Origin of the sequence: Hymenobacter monticola (genome assembly GCF_022811645.1) — a bacterium.
Classification (GTDB): domain Bacteria; phylum Bacteroidota; class Bacteroidia; order Cytophagales; family Hymenobacteraceae; genus Hymenobacter; species Hymenobacter monticola.
Genome location: NZ_CP094534.1, coordinates 636,199 through 659,425, shown reverse-complemented (window position 1 = coordinate 659,425; position 23,227 = coordinate 636,199). Strand labels below are relative to the sequence as shown.

The window sequence follows — 23,227 nt, the reverse complement described above, 5'->3', positions numbered from 1 at the left end:
ATGAGCGGGGTTGGGGCGGCCTGTGCCGGGCATATGTTCAATCGATTGCACAAAAGCGTGGGCCGCGCCGCGACTTCACCCCACGCGACTGAGTTTCATTCCTCCATCCTCACTAAACGCCGCCTTATCTTCGGCCCGAAATCCCACCAAGCATCCCATGACCGTACGTTTTTCTCTTCCTTACCGCACCGTGTTTGGCCAGCAAATGGCCGTGTGCGGCTCCCTGCCCGCGCTGGGCAGCTGGCAGCTGGCTGGGGCTGCCCTGATGCATTACGACGAAGCCACCACCTGCTGGAGCCTCGACCTGGAAGTACCAGATGCCGCCGGTGCCCTCACCTATAAGTATGTACTGCTCGATGCCAACACCGGCGCCCAGCACTGGGAGTACGGCCCCAACCGCTCGGTGGCCTATGACGCCGCCCGCACTCCGGCCGTGCGGCTGGCCGACTATTGGCGCGCCCCCGCCCAGCCCGAAAACGAGCTGCTGACGGCGGCCTTCACCAAAGCCCTGTTCCGCCGCCCCAGCCGGCCGGTCGCGCCGGTTGAGGCACCGGCCCCGAAAGCCAGGAAAGCCGCCAAAGGCACAAAAGCCGCTAAAGCTGCTACGGAAGAAACCGACCCAGGCACCCAGCACCAAGCACCAGGCACCAACCCCGCCCCGGCCGCTGGCGAAACCGTGTTTCAACTGGTGGCGCCCCGCGTGGCGCCGCACCTGGGCCTGTGCATTCTCGGCTCCGACCCGGCGCTGGGCGCCTGGGACAACACCAAGGGATTGGTGCTTTCGGATGCCGACTACCCGACCTGGACCGGCCGCATCACGCTGCAAAACCCCGGCGAGGACTGCCACTACAAATACGCCATGTGGGATGCCGCCGCCGGCCACGCCCTCGACATGGAAGGCGGTGAAAACCGCGTGGTGCCCGCCAGCCAGGACCACACCGCCGCCCGCGTTTTCAACGACGAAGGCTACCGCTACCCCGACGCCTGGCGCGGGGCCGGCGTGGCGCTGCCCGTGTTTGCCATGCGCTCAGGGCAGGGCCTTGGGGTAGGGGAGTTCTCCGATTTGAAGCTGCTCACCGACTGGGCCGTGCAAACCGGCCTCCAACTGGTGCAGATTCTGCCCATCAACGACACCGTGGCCACCCACACCTGGGTTGATTCGTACCCGTACGCGGCCATTTCGGTGTTTGCGCTGCACCCGCAGTTCATCCACCTCGAAGGCATTGCCGCGCTCAAGGACAAGAAAGCCGCCAAGGAACTGGCTCAGCTTAAACAGGAATTTAACGCCAAGGACTTCGTGGACTACGAGCCGGTGATGAACGCCAAGTGGAAGTTCCTGAAGCTGTTATATAAACAGGAGAAGCAGAATTTCCTTGCCGATGCCGGCTACCGCGCCTTCTTCGCCAGTCAGGCCGAATGGCTGGTGCCCTACGCGGCTTTCTCCGCATTGCGCGACCGGTTTGGTACCGCTGACTTTCAGCAGTGGCCCGAGGAATTCCGCAGCCCGCAAAACCTGGAAGCCCTCACCGCGGAAACTGCGCCCGATTACGACGAGTACGGCCTGTTCTTCTTCGTGCAATACCACCTCGACAAGCAGCTGCTGGCTGCCGTTGACTACGCCCGCTCCCGCGGCGTGGTGCTGAAGGGCGACCTGCCCATCGGCATCTACCGCCACTCGGTGGACGCCTGGACGCAGCCCGAGCTCTACCACATGGACCGCCAGGCCGGCGCCCCGCCGGATGACTTCTCCACCACCGGCCAGAACTGGCGCTTCCCCACCTACAACTGGGAGCGCATGGCCGAAGACGGCTACCAGTGGTGGAAACAGCGCATGGGCCACCTCGCCCGCTACTTCGACACGCTGCGCATCGACCACATCCTGGGCTTCTTCCGCATCTGGGAGATGCCGATTGAGTCGGTGGAGGGCCTGCTGGGGCACTTCTCGCCCGCGCTGCCACTGCACCGCCATGAGATTGAGCGCCGCCTGGGCTGGTTCGACTACTCGCGGCTATGCGAGCCTTACATCCGCTGGCACATGCTGCAGGACATCTTCCAAGGTGAGGCCCAGCAGGTGTTCGACGAATACATGTACGACGCCAGCTACGGCCGCATTCACCTGAAAGAGGAAGTCGACACCCAGCGTAAGATTGAAGCCTACATCGCGGCCAAAGTAGTGGCTGAGCCCGAGCACGCCGAATACTTTGCCTGGGTGCAAAAGGGCCTGTTTGCGCTGGTGAACGAGGTACTGTTCGTGCCGGCCGGCGACGACTTCTACCACCCGCGCATCACGCTCAACAAGAGCTATTCCTTCCGCGAGCTGGACAGCGACGAGGACCGCCGCCGCCTCTACGACGACATTTACATTGACTTTTTCTTCCGTCGCCACGAGGAATTCTGGCGCCAGCAGGGCCTGGTGAAGCTGCCGCCCGTGCGCTACGCCACCGACATGCTCATCTGCGGCGAAGACCTGGGCATGGTGCCCGCCTCGGTGCCCGGCGTGATGAAGGAGCTCGGCATCCTGGGCCTCAACATCCAGCGCATGCCCTCGGACCCCGCCACCGAGTTCGGCCACCCCGACGCGGCGCCCTACCTGAGCGTGGTCACGACCAGCAGCCACGACATGAGCACCGTGCGCGGCTGGTGGGAAGAAGACCGGGTGCGCACCCAGCGCTTCTTCGAAACCATGCTGGGCCACTGGCGCGAGGTAGCGCCGTTCTACTGCGAGCCTTGGGTGGCGCGCGAAATCCTGGTGCAGCACCTGCACTCGCCGGCCATGTGGGCCATTTTCCCGCTGCAGGACCTGCTGGCCATCGACAGCCACCTGCGCCGCGCCAACCCGCACGACGAGCAAATCAACGTGCCCAGCAACCCCACCCACTTCTGGAAGTACCGCCTGCACCTGCCCTTGGAAGAGCTGGTGAATGCCGTGGGCTTCAACGAGCCGTTGCGCGAGCTGGTCAAGGCGAGCGGCCGACGCTAGCCCCGAAGCCATTCCACCCTTAATTGCCGGAAGGCGAGTCGTCCCAAGCGGGAGGGCTCGCCTTTTCTGTATTTAATGGCATAGTGTAAATTAAAGATAAAAAAATCAATAAATTATTTTTTGATAATTTATAATTTATTGTTTATGCTGCTAAAGGTAAAATAATTTGATTGCGTTGTAAGTCCTATTGTCGCAATAGGGCATGTGTTTTTATACGGCCTGCTCCTTTAGCTTGTCAATGGCATCATTGGCATTGAAAGAGGCACCTTGTGGATTTTATTCACAATTAAATTATGACAAAGAATGCATGATGACTGGACAGTATGTATTTACTTTGTACAATTAATCTGCGTGTGTGCCTGATTGGGCAATGATTGTTATTTTGTACTTTAACGCTTTATCCTGTAATAAAAATAAAAGATATTCCCCTAGGATAGTTCTATAAAAGCGCAAAGGGCGCTGCACGCTGGGCTCACTGAGCCAGCGGTTGCTCCGCTACCAGCTACAGCGCCAGGGCCAAACCGGTGGGCCAGCGGCATCTGCACTGACAAACTGGGCTTTAGGCGAAGAAACCCATTGGGAAGCGGCCCTGACGACAACGCATCTAAACAGTACTCCTTTCAATTTTATCAGATTTTCACATGAACATACCCTTACCTTTAAAAACAAGCTTGCTGGTTGCGCTGACCCTGCTGGGCTCAACGGCCAGCGCCCTGGCCGAGGGCTCGAAGCAGCTAACGCCCAACACCAACCCCACCGTTGCGCTGACGGATGCCGCCAACACCCGCTCGGGCTACCTGTCGCACGACGACAACTCGCCGGCGGCCGTGTCGCTGGGCTTCCTGAAGCCCTCGACCTGGGTGGGACCCACCAGCGAGGCGTTTTCGGAAGACTACCGCCTCTATGTGCATTTGGAGCCCAACGAGGTGCTCTACTACGGCGTGCACCGCATCGTGCGGGCAGGCGCTGATGCGGCCATCGTTCAATCGGACTTGACCCTGACCCTGCGCTACGGCTCCGGGGCGGGCACCGTGGCGCAAACCACCACGCTGGCGCGCAACACGGCCAGTACCAACCAAGCCCTGCTGTTGGCCCAAACGGGCGTCATCAACACGGCCACCGAGGCCCTGGCCGGACCCCAACCCAACGCGGGCGGCTACGCGCCGCTGACCTACACCAACACCACGGGCAGCGCCCAAGAGTTTTACATCGAGTTCACCCAGGTGGGCGAAAGCACCATGTCGGAGGACAACAAGCGCTCGGAATACGACTTCTGGGATTTCACGGTGCGCAGCGGCGGCGTGGAAAAGCCCGGCCGTCTGTATAGCAAGCACTGGGCTTTCTCGGCAGGTGCCTCCAGCACATCGACCGACAATTTCCAGAACCGCCTGTCGGCCACGTTCAACCTTTATCCTATGGTAGAGAGCCGCAAGACGCCAGGCCAGTACTTCGTGAAGCAGGTGGAACTGGCGGGCATGCGCCCGCTGTCGTTCTACTTCGTGAGCAACGAGTTCGGCTCGACTTATGACGCCACTTCCCGCAACACGGTGGCAACGCGCCAGCGCAGCCAAACTACCCGCACCAGCTACGCGCAGTACCCCAACTTCGTGAACAGCCCCGACGTGGCCATTTGGCCCAGCGCGGCCATTCCGACGGTGAGCACCAGCGCCGCCACGTTTTGCAGCAGCGGCGTGACCCAGGTGGCCTTCACCACCCGCAGCGACGAAACGGGCGCTTTTGATATCCTGATTGACCTGAACGGCGACGGCATCAACAACAACAACGACGTGCTGCTGCAGCAATTCGTGACCGGCGGCACCTATAACACGATTGTGTGGAACGGCCGCGACAAGAACAACGCCGTGGTGAACCCAACCGGCCAAACCATCAAGTACAACTTCACCAGCAAAGGCGCCACCATCAACTTCCCGGTGTTCGATGCTGAAGGCAACCCCGACGGCTTCCGGGTGCGCAACGCCCGCCCCGGCAACGCGGCCTACGACCTGCTGTACTGGGACGATACCAACCTGACCAACTTCACCACCAAAGGCGTGCAGCTAACTGGCCTGGACTCGACGCCGGGTGTGCACATCTGGGGCGCCAACAACAACGAAGGTGACACCTACACCGTGAACAGCTGGACCTACGGCTTCACCGTGTTTCAGGGGGCCAAAACCTTTGCCTACACCACGGCTTGCGACAACGACAGCGACGGCGTGGACGACCTGGTCGACATCGACGACGACAACGACGGCGTGGTGGACGCCGTGGAGGCCTTTTCGCCCGTGGGCGTGGCCTCTACGAACACCAACTACGTGGACCCCAGCAAATTTGTGGCCGGTGCGAGCGTACCCGCCTACCTCGATGTCAATTACGTGCACCCCGTGCTGGGCGCCTTCCGCGACGCCAACGGCGACAGCGTGAACGATATTTTCGACGTTGACCAGGACGGTATTCCCAACCACCAGGACCTCGACGCCGACGGCGACGGCCTGACCGATGCCTTTGAGGCCAATGGCAATGCCAACCCGACGTATACCTACGGACCGGCTACCTACAATACGGGCAACGGGGGAAGTGCGAGAACCTACATCTACCAGAGTTCGTTTGACGCGACTTTGGGGCGCTACACCACCAGCGCCGCCGCCGCTGCAAGCTCTGCCGGTGCCTCTGCCGGTGTAGGGCCTAATGGCTTGCCCGATGCCGTGGAAACTTCGGTAACGCGTACGGTAACCGGCAACGGTTCGAGCCAAACCGTGACGACCACCGAATCCGGCGTTAGCAAATACACCTTGGGCGATGCCGACGGCGACTCGCGCACCAACGGAACCCTGACCAGCCGGGCTTATAACTTCCTGGACCTCGATTCTGACAACGACGGCATCACCGACAACCTGGAGGCCCAGACCACGGCGGCCTACCGCGCTCCCAGCGGCACCGACACCGACCGCGACGGCATCGACAACACGTACGACCCGACCCCCGGCTCCGGCCAGACGGTTGGCACAGCCCTGACCACCGTGGCCAACACCGACGGCGATGCTACGGCCGACATCTTCGATACCGACTCAGACAACGACAACGCGTCAAAATCGGCCCTGCCCATCTACCGGCAAACGGCCGACTGGAGCGAAGGCTTCGACACCAGCGGCAACGGCTACGCCGGCGACGAGATTGTGGCCAAGGCCCGCGCCTTTGCCGCTGCCAACACGGAAAAGGCCGCCTACTACGTTGTGGCCAGCCCGGCTGGCAGCACCACGGTGTCGGCTTTCCTGCAACTGAGCAAAACGGTGGCCGGCGACAAGATTCCCGCCTTCCTGGACCCCGCTTCGGCTTATTACCACGACGACAACTTCAACGGCCTTGTTGACTTGTACGACCCCGCTTACGGCGGTGCCCCTTCGGCCGCGCCCCGCACCGGCACGGGCCAGCCCGATGCCAACTTCCGCAACGCGGCCGTGAGCACGCCGCTGCCCGTTGAGCTGACGGTTTTCGAAGCCACCGCCGCGAAGGCCGACGCCTTATTGACCTGGGCCACGGCTTCGGAGAAAAACAACGACCATTTCGTGGTGGAGCGCTCCTTCAACAGCACCACGTTTGCGGCCGTGGGCACGGTGCGCGGCCAGGGCAATACCGCCCGCACCACCGAGTACCGCTTCACCGACGCCGGCGTGGGCCGCCTGGCCCAGGGCACGGTGTACTACCGCCTGCAGCAGGTCGATGCCGATGGCACCGCTTCCTACGGCCCGGTGCGCGAGGTAGTGTTTGGCTTGGGCAAGACGGCGGTGTCGCTCTACCCCAACCCCAGCCCGGGCAACGCCACGCTGGACCTCAGCGGCCTGCCCACCGGCAGCTACCGGGTGCAGGTGCTCGACCTGACCGGCCGCGTGCTGCGCACGCAACAGTTGGACGCCGTGGCCGCGCCGCTCAATTTGCAAGGCCTGCCGCAGGGCGCCTTCGTTGTGCGGGTGCAAGGTGCCGGCATTAGCCAAACCCTGCCGCTCATCCGCCGCTAACGCACGCAGGTTGCCCCGGTGCGCGGGCAATCTGATAGAAATACAAAGCCTCGCCGGTATCCGGCGGGGCTTTGTGCTTTTGTGCTGCGTCGCAACACGCCCATTTCAGGTCTAATAGCTAAACTGTTATAGCGTTTTCTGAATGAATTTGAGGAACATAATAAAACCTTTACACAGGTCGCAATCCGAGCGTTTTCTCGAATCGTAACTACGGGTCAGTTAATGCTATAGATGTGATTTAAAGCGCGTTTAGTTGGCATTATCGGAGCTCCAAAGCTTGATTTTATGCTTACGTAAAATTGCACTTTATGGTTTTGGAATTTACTCTCGCTAACGTATTTGCTGCCGGGATACCCTTTGGGAGCATGCATTGGACTGGCTTTAGAGCGGGTAAATCCCGGCCGTTCGCCCCTGCATTTTGGGCATTTACCGGCAAGGGGAGGGAGTTAGGCGAAAAGCACTACCGATAAAAATGGGGCAATTCTAGTTTTGTAGCTGAATAGTGCCTTTACGATTTAATAAAGTGCCTTTTTGATTTCGAATTCATTTTAACCCTTTTACTTTTTTACTTCTTTTCCAACCACGTAAGACTTATGGAAACATCCTTACGAAGTATGGTGCTGGGCCCTCCTCTAAAGGCAGCCCGTACCATCAATCATCCAACACAACCCCGGTGGCGCCTGGCGCTGCTGCTGCTGCTGCCTACCTTTGGCCGCGTGGCGCTGGCCCAGACGCCGACGCTGGAGTTTGCGACCGGTGCGGGCAATACGACGGCTAACGGCCCAAGCATTGCGAACCAAGTCATCACGTTCCAAAACAACGCTAACAACCCGAACGACAACGTTTTTACGGCGGTGAATCCGGCCGTGACGGCCACGTTTAGCCTTGGCGCCCCGCAGCAGTACACCAACGTGACCAGCGTTCCGACGACGAACACGGGAACGTCGTTTGGCGCAACCATCAACGGCAACAACGTCAACGCAACCGGAACGGCCCTCTTCCCCACGATGCAGGGGCTTTTCGGGACCACTTACGCAAATAACATTTACACTTCGGCGCCTACAGGCCCGACGGGCACGGGCATCAACACCACCGTTAACCGGTCGGTGGGCATGTACAACTCGGTGAATGCCCTGCAGGGCCAAGGCACGACCCCGAGCACGACCCGCTTCTTATACTCAACGCTGACCATCACCTTCAGCCAGCCCATTGCCAACCCGGTTATTCAAATCACCGACCTGGGTGGCAATACCGGCATTGTTGGGTTCACCACCGACCTTGATTTGGTTACCTCGGGAGTGACGCTTGGCAAGCTGAGTGGCACCGCCAACCTGGCTGTGAGCGCCGCACAAATCCGAAACTCCAGCACCACCTTTACGGCGGGTAATTTTGCGAGCGGCTCGGTAGTGGCAAATACGCCGGCGGGTGGCGTTACGTCGCTGCAGTTTAACCTGTATGTGCACGGTGACGGCAGCGGCAGCTGGCCCGTTGCCAACGAGCGGCAGGGGGGCGACGTGTTTTACCTCGGCTTAACCGCGTCGAGCACGCCCTCGCTGAGCGGGTACGTGTTTGAAGACGTGAACTACGGCGGCGGCGCGGGCCGGCCCATAACGGCCGCAGGGGCTTCGGCCCGGTCGGGCGCTACGGTAGAGCTGTACAACAGCTCCGGGGCCTTTGTGGCCACCACCACCACCGATGCCGACGGCCAATACACCTTCAATGTGCCGGCCGGTTCTTACACGGTGCGCGTGGTGAACAGCACGGTGACTTCTTCGCGCACGGGCTATGTGAACACCCTCGTGCCGGTGCAAACGTATAACGGCACCACAACGCGCGTGGGCGGCGAGAACCCCCGGTTCACCGACGCAGCCGCCAACTCCGGCACGCAAACACTGGCCGCCCTGAGCAGCGGCACCGTGACGCCTGAATCAATTGCCACTATCAGCGTCAGCGGTCTGGCAACGGCCGGCCCTGACTTTGGCTACAACTTCGACACCGTGGTGAACACCAACGACAGCGGCCAGGGCTCGCTGCGCCAGTTCATCATCAACTCCAACGCGCTGACGGGTTCTAACCTGTTGGCCCAGGCTGGCTTCTACACCAACGCTGAAAACTTGGCCACCGGCTCTACGGCCGCCGGCCGGGCCGGCGTGCCCCTGCCCACCGGGCGCGAAACGAGCATTTTCATGATTCCGGCCGCCCAGCTCACCAACGGCGTGGCCGTCATCAACACGTTGACCGTGCTGCCGCAAATCAACGGCGCCAACGTGGCCATCAACGGCGCTACCCAAACCTACAACATCGGCAACACCAACGACCGGCTGCTGGGCGCCGGCGGCAACGTAGGCACCGCAAACACGGCCCTGAGCCAGCTCAACGGCCCCGAAGTGCAGCTGAAAGGCACCCGCACCGGCACCGGTCTGGAGTTCGTAGCCGGAGCCAACAACGCCACGGTGCGCGGCCTCAGCATCTATGGCTACCAGAACCAGGTAGGCGTGGCCACGGACGTGACCAACACCCTGATTGAGCAAAACATCATTGGCGCAACGGCCATCAACTTTGCGGACCCCGGCACGGGCGTGCGCGGCACCGAGCAGGGCATTTACCTCTACAACTCCGACGGCGGCACCGTGCGCAACAACCTCATTGGCTACAACGGGGGCATGGGCATCTGGGTGTTTGGCGACGGCAACGGCGCCAACAACAACATCATCAGCAACAACGAACTGCGCGGCAACGCCCAGGAAGTGCGGGTCGGAACCTACCCCACCGAAGGGCTGGTGTTCGACGGCATAGAGCTGCAGGGCGCGAGCACGGGCAACACCGTGTCGGGCAACCTGATTACGCAAAGCCTGGGCCACGGCATCGACGGCTACGGCAACATCGTGAACGGCGCCATTGTGGCGGCCGGCGGCAACACCATCCAGGACAACACCATCAGCAACAACGGCCAGGGCATTGTGAGCGGCACAGGCGTGGAAGGCTCGGGCCTGCGCGTCTTCAGCTCGACCAACCCGACCGTCATTCAGCGCAACGTGCTGAGCGGCAACAACGGCTCGGGCGTGCTGGTGGAAGCTGCCGCCAACAACGTCACGATTTCGCAGAACTCGACCTTTGGCAATACCCGCCTGGGCATTGACATCCTCACCACGGCCGAGGGCAACACGACAGCCACCACCTACAACGGGGCCACCGGCGCCAACTCCAACGTCAGCATCAACGACAACACCGACGCCGACACGGGCGGCAACGGCGTGCTCAACTTCCCGGTCATTACCAACGCCGCCGTGACAAGCAGCGGCCTGCTGGTGCAGGGCTACGCCCGCCCCGGCTCGGTCATCGAATTCTTTACGGCCGACGGCACGGCCAACAGCGTGGCGGCCAACGTCGGCTTCGGCCAGGGCCGCACCTACCTGGGCAGCGCCACCGAAGGCAGCGCCGCTGACCTCGACGGCGGCACGGGCACCTACACCAGCCCCGTGAACGGCCTGAACCAGGGCACCGACAACACCAACCGCTTCTCGTTCCTCATTCCGCTGACCACGCCCCCGGCGGTGGGCTCGGCGCTGACCAGCACGGCCACGGTGGGCAGTTCGACGTCGGAATTTTCGGGCAACGCCACCATCGTGGCGGCCCTGACGGGCTATGTGTTTGAAGACGTAAACTACGGCGGCGGCGCGGGCCGGCCCCGCACGGCCACCGGCGCCGTGGGCCGCCCGGGTGCCAAAGTAGAGCTCTACAACAGCAGCAACGCGCTGGTGGCCACGGCCATCACCGATGCCAACGGCCAGTACACCTTCAATGCGCCCACGGGCACCGGCTACACGGTGCGCGTGGTGAACAGCTCGGTGATTTCGAGCCGCGCGGGCGCCACTTTCACGGGCTCGGCCACGGCCGGCTACACCAGCACCCAGGTAGCGGTGCAGACCTACAACGGCACGACGACCGCCGTGGGCGGCTTCAACCCCGCCTTCACCGACGCGGCCGCCAACAACGGCTCGCAGACGCTGCTCGACCTGCGCAGCGGCACCGTCACGACCGAAAGCATTGCCACGGTAGCGGTGACCGGCGGGAGCGCCAACAACGGCCCCGACTTCGGCTTCAACTTCGACGTGGTGGTGAACACCAACGACGTGGGCCAGGGCTCGCTGCGCCAGTTCATCACCAACGCCAACGCCTTGGGCGGCGAAAACCTGCTGGCCCAAGCCGGTTTCTACACCAACGCCGAGAACCTGGCCGCTACTTCTACGGCTGCTGGCCGCGCTGGTGTGCCTCTGCCGGCCAGTGTAGAAACGAGTATCTTCATGATTCCGGCCACTCAACTGACCGGCGGGGTGGCGATTATCAATGCCGCCACGGCTTTGCCGGCGATTTCGAGCCCCAACCTGGCCATCAACGGCGCCACCCAGACCTACAACATCGGCAACTCCAACGACCGTCTGCTGGGCGTTGGTGGCAACGTGGGCACCGGCACCACGGCCCTGAGCCAGCTCAACGGCCCCGAGGTGCAGATTAGCAAAGCCGCGGGCGCTACCATCGGCGTGGGCCTCGACATTGCTGCCGGCGGCACGGGCACCAGCATCATGGGCCTGGCCATCAACGGCTTCGGTTCTACGGCTGACGACAACGCCAACGCTGAAATCCGCGTGGCGGTGGGTGGGGTCACCATCTCCCGCAACATGATTGGCACCTCGGCTACTTCGTTTGCCGACCTCGGCACCACGCGTGGCGTTTCGGACGGCATCCGTTTCACGGGCGGCACCACGGCCAGCACCGTGAGCAACAACCTCATCGGCTTCAACGCCGGCAAAGGCATTTCGACGAACGGCGGGGTGACGAACATCACCATCAGCAACAACGAAATCCGCAGCAACGCTTTGGTTGATACCCGCTTCGACGGCATTGACCTGCAGGGCAGCGCTTCGTCGGTAACGGGCAACCTCATCATCAACAACACCGGGGTGGGCGTGGACAGCTACGTGTCGGCGGGTTCCATCACCATCAGCAACAACACGGTGAGCGGCAACGGCCGTGGCACCTCGGCCCTGGCGCCGAACGAAACCGCCGGCATCCGCATCTACGGCACGCAGAACACCGTGAGCCAGAACGTGGTGACCGGTAGCTACGGCGCCGGCGTGCAGGTGCAGGGCAACGCTGCTGCCACGCTGGTTACCCAGAACTCCATCTACAACAACGGCACGGTGCTGGCGGCCAATGGCGGCGCCGCGTCCGGCCAAATCGGCATCGACCTTAACACGGGCGCCGAAGCCACCGGCACGGCTCCCTACGTGACCATCAACGACAACGGCGACGGCGACACCGGCCCCAATGGCCTGCTCAACTTCCCGGTGATTACCTCGGCCACGGTGGTGGGCTCCAACCTGGTGGTGCAGGGCTATGCCCGCCCCAACTCGGTGATTGAGTTCTTCAGCCCCGGCGCTACCGCCGACCCCAGCGGCTTTGGTGAAGGCCAGACCTACCTGGGCACCTACACAGAAGGCGCGGCCGGCGTGGACACCAACGCCGGCACGGGCACCTACGGCCCCGGCAACGTGAACGGCCTGAACCAGGGCACCGATGCCACCAACCGCTTCACGTTCACGATTCCGCTCACGGGCAGCTTCACGGGCCTGGTGGCCGGCAACCTGCTCACGAGCACGGCCACGCTGGGCGGCGTGACGTCGGAATTCTCGGGTAATGCGACCCTGAACGCGGCTCCGGTGCCCAACACCGTGACCAACGTGAACATCCCGGACAACAACGGCGCCACGGTGCTCAACCCCAACCTGAGCAGCTCGGTATCGGGCACGCTCTCGGATGGCACGGCCAACACCATTCAGTACTACACCCTCACGTCGCTGCCCGCCACGGGCACGCTGACCTACAACGGCACGGTGCTGACGGCGGCCAACATTGCCGCCACGCAGATTACCCCGGCGCTGCTGGGCACCCTGACCTACACGCCAGTATTCGGCGTCGCCACCACGGTGAGCTTCACCTACACCTCGACCGATGCCAACGGCATCACGAGTGCCACCAACAACAACGGCGGCACCATCACCAGCGGCCCGGCTACCTACACCATTCCGGTGGTGGAAGTGGCCGACGTGACGACGGTGGTAACCGGCCCGGCTACGCTGAACGCCGGCCAGCCCTCGGGCACCTACATCGCCAGCTTCACCAACAACGGCCCCAACACGGCCGCCGGCGTGACGCAGCGCGTGACCCTGCCGGCCGGCGCATCGCTGAGCAGCCAGCAGCGGTCCGACTTGGTGGCTGCTTACCCCGGCACCTCCTTCAGCGGCAACGTGATTTACTTCACCGGCGCGCCGGTGAGCCTGGCCAGCGGCGCTACCAACTCGTACAGCTTCGCTTACACGGCGGCTAATACCACCGGCAGCGCCACCCTGACCAGCAACGTGACCACCACCACCAGCCAGGGCACGGTGACGGCCGCTCCCGACTTCTTCAACCTGGGCGTGACGGTGAACAGCGTGGCGGATGTCGTGGCGACGATTTCGGGCAACGGCCCGCGGAATGCTGGCGCCCTCGCTACCTTCACGGCTACTTTCAGCAACAACGGCCCGCAGGCGGCTACCAGCGTGGTGCCCACCATTCAGCTGCCCACCGGCCTGACCAACGTCACCATCACCCCGCCTACGGGCATCTCCTTCATCTACAGCTCGGCCACGGGCCTGGTGACCTTCACGGCCACCCCGACCGGCGGCGCGATTGGTTCGCTGGCGGCTGGTGCGGGCAATGCCCTCACGGCCACCATCAGCTACACCCAGCCCCAGGGCGCGGTAGCGGCTACGGCCGCCATCAGCACCGCCTCGAACGAGGCCGGCCTCGTGGCCAACAACCAGCAGTCGGCCACCATCAACTCGAACACGGTGTTTGACGTGGCCACGACCATTAGCGGCCCGACCACGGCTACCGCGGGCACGCAGGTGGCCTACAACGTGACCACCTCGAACAACGGCCCCTCGGCCGCTCCCAACGTGGTGCAAGCCGTGACGCTGCCGGCCGGTGCCACCAACGTCTTCGTGACGGGCAACGCCACCATCAGCGGCAGCACGGTGACCTTCCCGGCCATCGCCTCGCTGGCCGCCGGCCAGACGGTGAACAACACGGTGAGCTTCACGGTCCCCAGCAGCAACTACTCAGTGGTGGCCAACGTGACGCCCTCGACGACGGGCGGCGACACGGATGGGACCAACAACTCGCGCACGGCCTCGACCACGGTAACGGCTATGCCGGATGCCACCAAGTTTGCCAACGCCTTCGTGACGGTGGGCGTAGCTACCACGGCTGCTCCCGGCACGCCGGTAACGAGCGTGGACGCCGGCACGTCGGTGACCTTCACGGTGACGGAAGGCAACAACGGGCGCGATGCCGCCACCGGTGTGGTGACGCGCGTGGCCATTCCCACGGGCCTGCCCATCACGGGTGCCAACGCGCTGAAGATTGGCGTGAATGGCGGTACGCCGGTAGCGCCCACTAGCACTTCGGGCACCTTGGCCACCTACGGCTCGGGCACGACGGCCATCACCTATGATTCGAGCACGGGCATTGTGACTTCGGGCTCTACAGCCTCGCAGGCCACGGGCTCGGCCAACTACCTGACCTACGCGCTGGTGTTCAACGCCCCGACTTCGGGCGTGGTGACGGCCACGGCCGATGTGTCGACCTCGACCATCGACAACGTGCCGGCCAACAACCTGGCCACCGCCCAGCTGACCGTGAACCCGGCCCTGACCGACGTGGCTACCACCATCACCGGTCCTGCCACGGCCACCGCTGGCCAGCTGCTGAGCTACAACGTGACGACCACCAACAACGGCCCAGCCCCCGCCAACAGCGTGGTGCAGCTGGCCAACATTCCGGCCGGCCTGCCCGTGACGGGCGCCAACGCCCTGCTCATCAACGGCGCGGCCCCGACCTCGGTGGCTACCGTAGCCGGCGTGACGACTGCCACCTACGGCGGCGCCACCTACAACCAGAACACGGGCCTCGTGACCTTCGCCAGCCTCACTTCGCAGGCGGCCGGCGCCACAGCCAGCAACACCATTGCCTACTACGCCCCGGCCAACGGCAACACGAACCTGACCAACACGGCCGAGGTGAGCACCAGCTCGCCGGAAAGCACGACCATCAACAATGCGGCTGTGGTAACCACGGCCCTGACCCCGGCGGCTGACGTGCAGGTGGCCATCCTGGGCCGGACTTCGGCCTTCGCTAGCGGCACCATGACCTACACCGTGGTAACCACCAACAACGGCCCCAGCGTGGCAAACACCGTGGTAACGACGGTGCAGCTGCCCACCGGCCTGACTGGCGTGGTGGTGCGCGACGTGAACGGTACGGCGCTGGCCAACTCGACCACGACGGGCTACAACTCGGCCGATGGCATCGTGCGCTTCACCACCCAAACCAACCAGGCGGTGGGTGCGCTCGACAGCAGCACCGGCACCATCACCTTCGACGTGCCCACCAACACCAACCTGATTCAGCCCACGGCCACCGTGGTGGTGAGCGGCGGCGTGGTGGACCAGGTGGAGCGCAACAACACCGCTACCATTGCCACCACCATCAAACCGGTGAGCGGGACGATTATCGACATGGGCACGAGCATCAGCATCACCACGCCGGCCACGCCGTCGTCGGTGGCCGCGGGCTCCACCATCACCTACTCGGTGGTGACGCGCAACAACACGGCCGGTACCACCGCCACCAACGTGGTGCAGCGCGTAGAGCTGGCTCCCGGCCTGCCCACCTCGGGCGCCAATGCCCTGCTCATTAACGGTGTGGCTCCCACCAGCGTGAACCCCACGACCGGTGTAGCCACCTACCCCACGAGCACCTACGACCCGGCCACGGGCGTGGTGACCTTCCTGACGGCTTCGTTCCCCACCGGCTCGGTGACGAACACGCTGACTCTGGTGGTGCCCGGCACCACGCCGCAAGTGGCCACGGCCATCGTGCGCGCCGACCAGGCCGAGCCCACCTCGGGCTCTGTCCTCGCTAACATCGCCACCAGCGCCGTGAACGTGACGCTGACCCCGGACGTGGCCACGGCCATCACCGGCCCCGACCAGACCATTGCCGGCGCGCCGGTGAGCTACACGGTGGTGACGAGCACGGCCGGTCTGTCGAACGTGAGCAACGTGACCCAGACGGTGAAACTGCCTGCTGGCGTTACTTCCTACTCGCTGAACGGCGGCGCGCTGATTACGGTGGCCTCGGGTGCTACCATCACCATCCCGGTGCCCAGCTCCCTGAACCCCGGCGTGGCCAACGCGGTGTCGAACGTCATCACCTTCGCAGCCCCCGCTGCTTCGTATGATGTGACGGGCTTTGCCACGGCTACCGGCGACGCGGGTGCCGCGGGCAACAACACCTCGACCCAGTCTACGGCCATCATCAACAAGGCGCCGGTGGCGGCTTACGTGGTGAACACCCTGCAGGCGCCCCAGAGCAACTCGGCCAACACCAACCAGCTGGCCATCTCGCCCCTGAGCGCCATCGACCCCGAGGGCAACGCCATTACCTACACGATAACGAAAGCTCCCGATGCCGCGCAGGGCCGCCTCTACTACAACAACGGCGGCACCTACACGCTGGTGACCGATGGCCTGTCGGGGCTGACGCCCACCCAGGCAAGCACGCTGCGCTTCGACCCGACGCCGAACTTCGTGGGCAACGTAGCCTTCCAGTACACGGCTACCGATGCGCTGGGTGCAGTTTCGAACACGGCCATCTACCTGGTGCCCGTCGGCTCGGATAACGCCGCTGTGTACACGGCTACGCCCGCTAAGGGCGGCAACAACAACCAGTACCAGAACGGCGACGTGCTGGCCTACGGCATCGACCCGAACGGCGCAGTGTATAACACGGCTGGCCTGATTTACGCCACCAACGGCGGGGCCCCCGCCACCGGTACCGGCGCTGTGGAAGATGGTATCTCGTTTGGCAAGTTGAGCGTAGCTGACTCGACGGCACTGGCCGCCATCGGCATCCGCTACACTTCGAGCACCGGCCTGTTCACGGTGGTGAACCGCAACCTGCTGCCCCGCGCGGGCCGCTCGACCACGGTCAGCATCACGACGGTCGACCTGTTCGGCGGGGTGACGGTGCAGAGCTTCACGCTGACTACGGGCAACAACCCGCTGCCGGTGGAGCTGACCGACTTCACGGCCACGGCGGTGAAAAACATCGACGCCGCCTTGGTGTGGCACACGGCTTCGGAGAAGAACAACGAACACTTCGACGTGGAGCGTAGCCTCAACGCCACCGACTTCGTGAAAATCGCGCAAGTGAAAGGCCAGGGCTCGACCTCCGTGGCCACGGCCTACGCCCTGACCGACGCCGGCATCGGCCGCAAAGCCACGGGCCTGGTGTACTACCGCCTCAAGCAGGTAGACACCGACGGCACGGCCACCTACTCGCCGGTGCGCACCGTGAGCTTCACGGCCACGACTGCCGAGCCCGCCATCAGCCTGTTCCCGAACCCCGCCACCTCGACCACGCAGCTCGACCTGACGGCTCTGCCCGCCGGCACCTACCAGGTGAGCGTGCTCGATGCCACGGGCCGCGTAGTGCTGAGCGTGACGCGCGAAGCCGGTGTGGCCCAGGCCCTGGACGTGAACACCATCGCCAGCGGCACCTACATGGTGCTGGTGCGTGGCCAGAACAACGGCCAGGCCATCAACCTCACCAAGCGCCTCATCAAAGAATAAGGCTGCTTCCGGCCTGGCCGGTGATTCGACCTAAAAGCCCTCCCCACGCCGGGGAGGGCTTTTTTGCTTTTAGCACAACCCCAGCGCCGCGCGGGCAGTTACAGCAACCGACCTTTCCCGCAGTTGATGCAATACGATGTCCTGATTATTGGCGCGGGCAGCGCCGGGCTCTCGGCGGCTCTCACGCTGGGGCGCTGCCTGCGCCGCGTGCTGCTGGCCGACGGCGGCCGCCCCCGCAACGAATGCTCGCCGGGCGTGCACGGCTTCCTCACCCGCGACGGCGTGGCCCCCGACGAACTGCTGCGCCTGGGCCACGAGCAGCTGCGCCCCTACGAAACGGTGGAAGTGCAGTGCCTGCGTATCGAAACCCTGGCCAGGCAAGGCAGCGGCTTTGTGGCCACCGGCCGCGGCACCGCCAACGACGCGCCGTTTGAGTGCAGCGCTAGGCGCGTGCTGCTGGCCACGGGCGTGTCCGACGTGCTGCCGCCGCTGCCGGGCTTTCGGGAGCTGTGGGGGAGGGGCGTGCTGCACTGCCCGTACTGCCACGGCTGGGAGGTGCGCGGCCAGCCCCTAGCCGTGTACGGCCAGGGCCGCACCGTGACGGGCCTGGCCCTGCTGGTGAGCCGCTGGAGCCCCGACATTGTGGTGGTCACCAACGGCCCGGGCCACCTCACGCCCAACGCCCGCCGCCGCCTGCGCCGCCAGAACATCCGGGTGCAGGACGCGCCCATTGCCCGGCTCATTGGCACGGCAGCGCGCGATTTAAAATGCATCGAGTTCGAAGACGGCAGCCAGCTGGAGCGGGCCGCCCTGTTTCTGCACGCGCCGCAGCTGCAGCGCAGCTCGTTGGCCGCCGACTTGGGTGCCCGCATCACCAGCAAGGGGGCCGTGTGGGTGGATGGCGGGATGCAAACGTCTATTCCGCGCCTTTACGCGGCCGGCGACACCACGCCCGGCGCCCAGCAGGCCCTGATAGCCGCCGCCGAGGGCAACCGCGCCGCCATTCTCATCAACGAGAGCCTGACACGGGAGGAATGCCCGCGGTAAGGTGTTGGTTTTTAGGTGTTAGGCGGTGCGGTATTTTCTTTTCTAATTCCTAGAACCCAATACCCAACACCCAACACCTAAAACCAACCTCCAAGCCTTACTTCGCCAGATTTCCCAGCACCAGCAGGGCGGCGCGGGCGCGGGTTTTCACCGTGGCCAGCGGAATGCCGAGCTGCTCGGCGGCTTCTACCTGGGTACAGCCGCCGAAATATAGCAGGTCGATGACTTCGCGCTGCCGGGGCTTGAGGCGCACTACCAACTCGCGTAGGCCGATGTGCTCGGGGTTGAAGGAAACGGGCGCCAAGGCTTGTTGTGCCCCGCCCACTTCCAGCGACTTGTTGGCGCTGTGGAAACGGTGGCGCGGGCTGCGCAGGGCATCGATGGCCTGGTTGCAGCACACGCGCACCATCCAGGTGAAGAGGCGGCCCCGGGCGGGGTCGTAGCGGGCAATGCTGAGCCACACCTTCAGCAGGCCCTCCTGCAACACGTCGCGGGCCAGTTCCTCGTGGCGCACCAGGCGCAGGATGACGGTGAGCAGGTTGCGGGCGTAGTGGTCGTGGAGCAATCAGAGGGCTTGTTCGTCGCGGGCGAGGAGGCGCTGCACCAGCGCTTCTTCGTCCGCTGCCGTCAGCAGCGCCAGAGTTGATTTCATGTAGAATAGAATAACTGGCGCTGGCCGGCAGGCGACCAAGGGCAGGGCTTGCAATAAAAGGAGAGTGGACCGGGATAGTACGGGTTTATTGCAGATAGAGGCGGCGTAGAAATACGTAATTTAAAGGACGATAAGAATGTCCAAAGTCGTGCTATGGCACTGCGAATAAGTAATTGAGGCGCACTTACGGGAAATAAAGGGGCAGCGGTTTGCATCGTTGGTGAAAAAAGTTGTTTTATGCAGGCCAGGTCCTGACAGCCAACTGGCTGCGCCACCAAGCGGCTTGGTCGGCAGCTGCTGAAACAAGTGCTGTACCGGCGAGCCTTTGCGCGACTTAAGGCATCGGGTTGCCAAAGCCGGTTATCCGCCGGACTCAAACAAGTAGGGCCGGCTACAGCTTATTCAAGCCTACTGCGTACGGTAGTGCTTACGCTACTCATTCCTCTTATGCCCCACACCATTATCGCGTTGCACTGCTGGGCCAGCTCGGGCCGCGAATACGACCTGCTGCGCCAACTCCTGCCCCCCGGTACGGCCCTGCTCGCGCCTAGCCTGCCCGGTTTTGGCGGCCAGGCCGTGCCCGCGGGGTTCGACTATTCGGTGCGGGCTTATGCCGACTGGATAGCCGCCTTTATAGCGCAGCACAACGTGGCAGAATTCACCCTCATCGGCCACAGCATGAGCGGCAAAATGGCCCTGGCCCTGGCCGCGCGGCAACCGGCCGGCCTGCGCCGGCTGGTGCTGCTCTCGCCCTCGCCGCCCGCCGGCGAGCCCATGACCGACGAAGACCGCGCCGCCTCCGTGGCCGCCCACGGCAAGCCCGAGGAAGCCGAAAAAACTTTTCGCAAAATTACCCGGCGCCCCATCGCCCCCGACCTGCGCGCCCGCGTCATCGCCGACAACCTGCGCACCACGCAGGCCGCCTGGACCCACTGGCTGCTGGAAGGCGCCCGCGAAGACATCACCGCCCTGATGACGCGGGTGCAGGTGCCCTGCTGCCTGTTGGTAGGAGAGGGCGATACCGCCATCACGCCCGAGAGCCAGCGGCACCTCACGCTGCCGCTGCTACCAGCCGGCACGCCGTTCCAAGTGGTGCCGGGCGCCGGGCATTTGCTGCCGCTTGAGGCGCCGGAAGAGGTGGCAGCGGTTTTAGGTGTTAGGTTTTAGTGTTGGTTTTCGGTGTTTGGATTTTAGAATATAAGCCAGAAACCTCCGGTCTATTGCCGAGTACCCAACACCTAATGCCCAACACCGAATACCTAAAACCCAACACCTAACGCCCTATTCCAGCGCGCGGCTGCGGAACAGCAGGAAGCCCAGGTGTCCGTAGATACCGAAACGCTCAGACGGGTCGTCGTAGAAGCGGGCGTGCAGGGCCAGCGGGCCCACCGGCGTCTGGAAAATGAGGCCGGTGCTACCCGTCACGCGGGGCCGGTCGAAGCCGGACTGGCGCACGGCCACCTGGTTTTCACCCTGCCGGAGCGGCTGGCCGTTCACGTGCACGTACACTTCGGTGCGCCATTCCAGCTTTTTCAGGAAGGGCTGGTTGTAGCGCAGGCCCACGGCGGCGTAGCGCGACGAACGGTAGGCATCCATAAACAGCGTGCGCGAGTCGGGCAGCGGGGCAAACACCGGCGACGTGGTTTGCGACGACCGGTAGTTCGAAAACGTGCCCTGCGTGCTCACCATCAGCTCCCCGAAATAGCCCCAGGCGTGGCGGTCGGCCTTCAGCCCGAAGTACCGCTCCACGGTGGCCCGGAACTGCACCCACTCGCGGTGGCTGGTGCTGGCCTCCTGTTGGGCCGTGGAGCCGGGCGTGTAGTCCGACTCGCCCGTGACGCCGCGCAGCGTGTACACGTAGCGGTGGCCACTGGTGGCGTACTGCTTGCGGTTGAGGGTGTTGCGGGCCAGGCGCAGGGCCGCCGTGGCGCCCCGAAACACGGTGGCATCGAGCACATCAGCCGACCTGATTTCCTTGGAATTGGTGTACTCGTCTTTGGTCACGAAGGTGGCCACATCGAGCAGGAAACGGCTGCGGTAGGTGGGGCTGATGCCGAACTGCCCGCCCAACTTGGTGTCCTGCTGCCGCACTTGGGTGTTGATGACATCGCGCCCCAGCACGCCGCCCGTGTTCTGGAAATCCCACTGGTTGTAGGTGATTTCGGGCTCAAAAAAGTAGGCGAACTTGGCGGGAATGTTGATGCGGAACGAGCCGTGCGCGCCGTTGTAGAAACGGCCCAAACTCACATCGGCCGAGGCCGTGTAAAGCAGCCGGCGCAGGTAGCGGTACTCGATGCCAAAGTACAGATTATCAATAGGACGGTTCGAGAGCACGAAGCCCACTTCGGTGCTCACGTTGTTGTTGCGCTGCGCATCCACGCTGAACACGTAGCCCTGCCGCGCCGCGTCGTAGCGAATGCGCGGGTAAATGTTCTTGAAATAGTCGTCCGACGCCAGGCGGTAGTAGCCCTCCTCAATGTCATCGAGCGAATACTCGCGGCCGGATTTGCGGAAAAACCGCGCCGCGTACTCGTTCTGGTCGGGGCGCAGGCCGTTCACTTTCACGTCGATGAAGCGCGGCTTCGGGGCCTGGGCCTGGAAGGCAAGCCGGCGCTTCTGCAGCTCCGTCGAATCGACGCGCCGGCCGATGCGGGCCTTTATTTTCTCCATGTTGCGCAGGGCGGCCGTGTCGCCTTCGGCAATGAAGTCCTTCACCCGGTCGAAATCGCCCACGCCCATGCCGTCGAGGTCGGGCTGAATGTAAATGCCGTTTTTGCCCACGCTGCCCGTGTCGGCCACGCTTGTGCCCAGAAAGGCCACCGTGCTGGCCAGCAACTGGTCGTCGTTCTTGGGGTATTTCTTAAAGGCCACATCGCCCACGTTCACCCCGATGATGATGTCCGGGGCGAAGGTTTTTTTCATGGTGCCGGTGGGGAAGTTGTCGTACACCGCCCCGTCGTAGTAGTACTTGCCGTCGAGGTTGCGAATGGGACGGAACGCCAGCGGAAACGACATGGAGTTGCGAATGGCGTCGGACAGCGAGCCCGACTTCTGCTCCACCACCTGCCGCGTAAACACCTCCGAGGCCATGCAGCGGAAGGGCACAAACAGCTTGTCGAAATTGTAGCCGCTGCTGGCCGATGCCGGCGCCAGCAGGCGGGCCAGGGCCAGGTTCAGGTTCAGGTCGTTCACCAGGTTGGTGCTCACCCGCGCCTTGAAGGTGGAGTCGATGGCAATGCCCAGGCGCAGGGCCGAGGGCGAGGGCTCGGCCGTGAGGAAGTTGAAGGTTTTGCTCTCCAAAGGCTTGCCCGAGGTCCAGCGCTGAAACTCGGGGCTGAGCACTATCTGCTCAATCTCCTCGGGCGAGTAGCCGGCCGCGTACATGCCGCCCACCACGGCGCCCATGCTCGTGCCCACAATGTAATCGATGGGAATGTGGTTTTTCTCCAGCTGCTTGAGCACGCCGATGTGGGCCAGGCCCTTGGCGCCGCCCCCGCTGAGTACGAGGCCCACCTTCTGGGCCTGAGCCGAAAACCTAAAAACACCTGCCAGCAGCAGCGCCAGCAGCATCCGAGAGAAAAATTGAGCCATAAAATGCAGAAAAACCGTGCCGTGCAGAGCCACGCCGCTGCGGCTGGTACGCCGGGCCGGGTCGCTAGGTTTTTATTGGCCGTAGACAATAAGATACCGGTTGATTATCAGTATTATAAATCGCAGTAAAGTAGGGGCGAAAACGGCGACTGCTGCAGGTCTGGCAACGGCATTGCTGCCTTGGCCCAACATAACGGCAGCG

7 protein-coding genes are annotated in these 23,227 nt (G+C 63.4%); 5 read left to right on the top strand and 2 right to left on the bottom strand.

The window, feature by feature from the left end; all coding sequences use genetic code 11:
- The first annotated feature begins 157 nt into the window (after positions 1-157).
- The 4 genes from MTP16_RS02995 (at position 158) to MTP16_RS02980 (ending at position 18,782) form a co-directional block, all read left to right on the top strand.
- A complete protein-coding gene (locus MTP16_RS02995) occupies positions 158-2,980 on the top strand; it encodes a 4-alpha-glucanotransferase (RefSeq protein WP_243515844.1) in 2,823 nt (940 codons plus the stop codon).
- Between the two features lie 641 nt (positions 2,981-3,621).
- The gene (locus MTP16_RS02990; RefSeq protein WP_243515842.1) at positions 3,622-6,996 is read left to right on the top strand and encodes a T9SS type A sorting domain-containing protein; all 3,375 of its coding nucleotides are present in this window, start codon (positions 3,622-3,624) and stop codon (positions 6,994-6,996) included.
- 593 nt (positions 6,997-7,589) lie between these two features.
- Positions 7,590-17,735: a right-handed parallel beta-helix repeat-containing protein gene (locus tag MTP16_RS02985; RefSeq protein WP_243515840.1), complete on the top strand. Its 10,146-nt coding sequence runs from the start codon at positions 7,590-7,592 to the stop codon at positions 17,733-17,735.
- 126 nt (positions 17,736-17,861) lie between these two features.
- Positions 17,862-18,782 carry an NAD(P)/FAD-dependent oxidoreductase gene (locus MTP16_RS02980; RefSeq protein ID WP_243515838.1) on the top strand — a complete coding sequence of 307 codons (921 nt, stop codon included), beginning with the start codon at positions 17,862-17,864 and terminating at the stop codon, positions 18,780-18,782.
- Between the two features lie 97 nt (positions 18,783-18,879).
- Here MTP16_RS02980 and MTP16_RS02975 read toward each other — a convergent pair whose 3' ends face one another.
- On the bottom strand, positions 18,880-19,347 hold the full coding sequence (locus MTP16_RS02975; protein WP_243515836.1) for an RNA polymerase sigma factor: 468 nt from the start codon (positions 19,345-19,347) through the stop codon (positions 18,880-18,882).
- Between the two features lie 534 nt (positions 19,348-19,881).
- On the opposite strand from MTP16_RS02975, the gene MTP16_RS02970 reads away from it, so the two are divergent.
- Complete coding sequence (locus MTP16_RS02970) at positions 19,882-20,601, top strand: alpha/beta fold hydrolase (protein ID WP_243515834.1); 720 nt, start codon at positions 19,882-19,884, stop codon at positions 20,599-20,601.
- Positions 20,602-20,715: 114 nt separating this feature from the next.
- On the opposite strand, the gene MTP16_RS02965 is transcribed toward MTP16_RS02970, so the two are convergent.
- Complete coding sequence (locus MTP16_RS02965) at positions 20,716-23,025, bottom strand: patatin-like phospholipase family protein (protein WP_243515832.1); 2,310 nt, start codon at positions 23,023-23,025, stop codon at positions 20,716-20,718.
- Positions 23,026-23,227: the final 202 nt, after the last annotated feature.

Coding starts and splice junctions, on each gene's coding strand:
- MTP16_RS02995 (WP_243515844.1), top strand. CDS start 158: ATGACCGTACGTTTTTCTCTTCCTTACCGCACCGTGTTTGGCCAGCAA.
- MTP16_RS02990 (WP_243515842.1), top strand. CDS start 3,622: ATGAACATACCCTTACCTTTAAAAACAAGCTTGCTGGTTGCGCTGACC.
- MTP16_RS02985 (WP_243515840.1), top strand. CDS start 7,590: ATGGAAACATCCTTACGAAGTATGGTGCTGGGCCCTCCTCTAAAGGCA.
- MTP16_RS02980 (WP_243515838.1), top strand. CDS start 17,862: ATGCAATACGATGTCCTGATTATTGGCGCGGGCAGCGCCGGGCTCTCG.
- MTP16_RS02970 (WP_243515834.1), top strand. CDS start 19,882: ATGCCCCACACCATTATCGCGTTGCACTGCTGGGCCAGCTCGGGCCGC.
- MTP16_RS02965 (WP_243515832.1), bottom strand. CDS start 23,025: ATGGCTCAATTTTTCTCTCGGATGCTGCTGGCGCTGCTGCTGGCAGGT.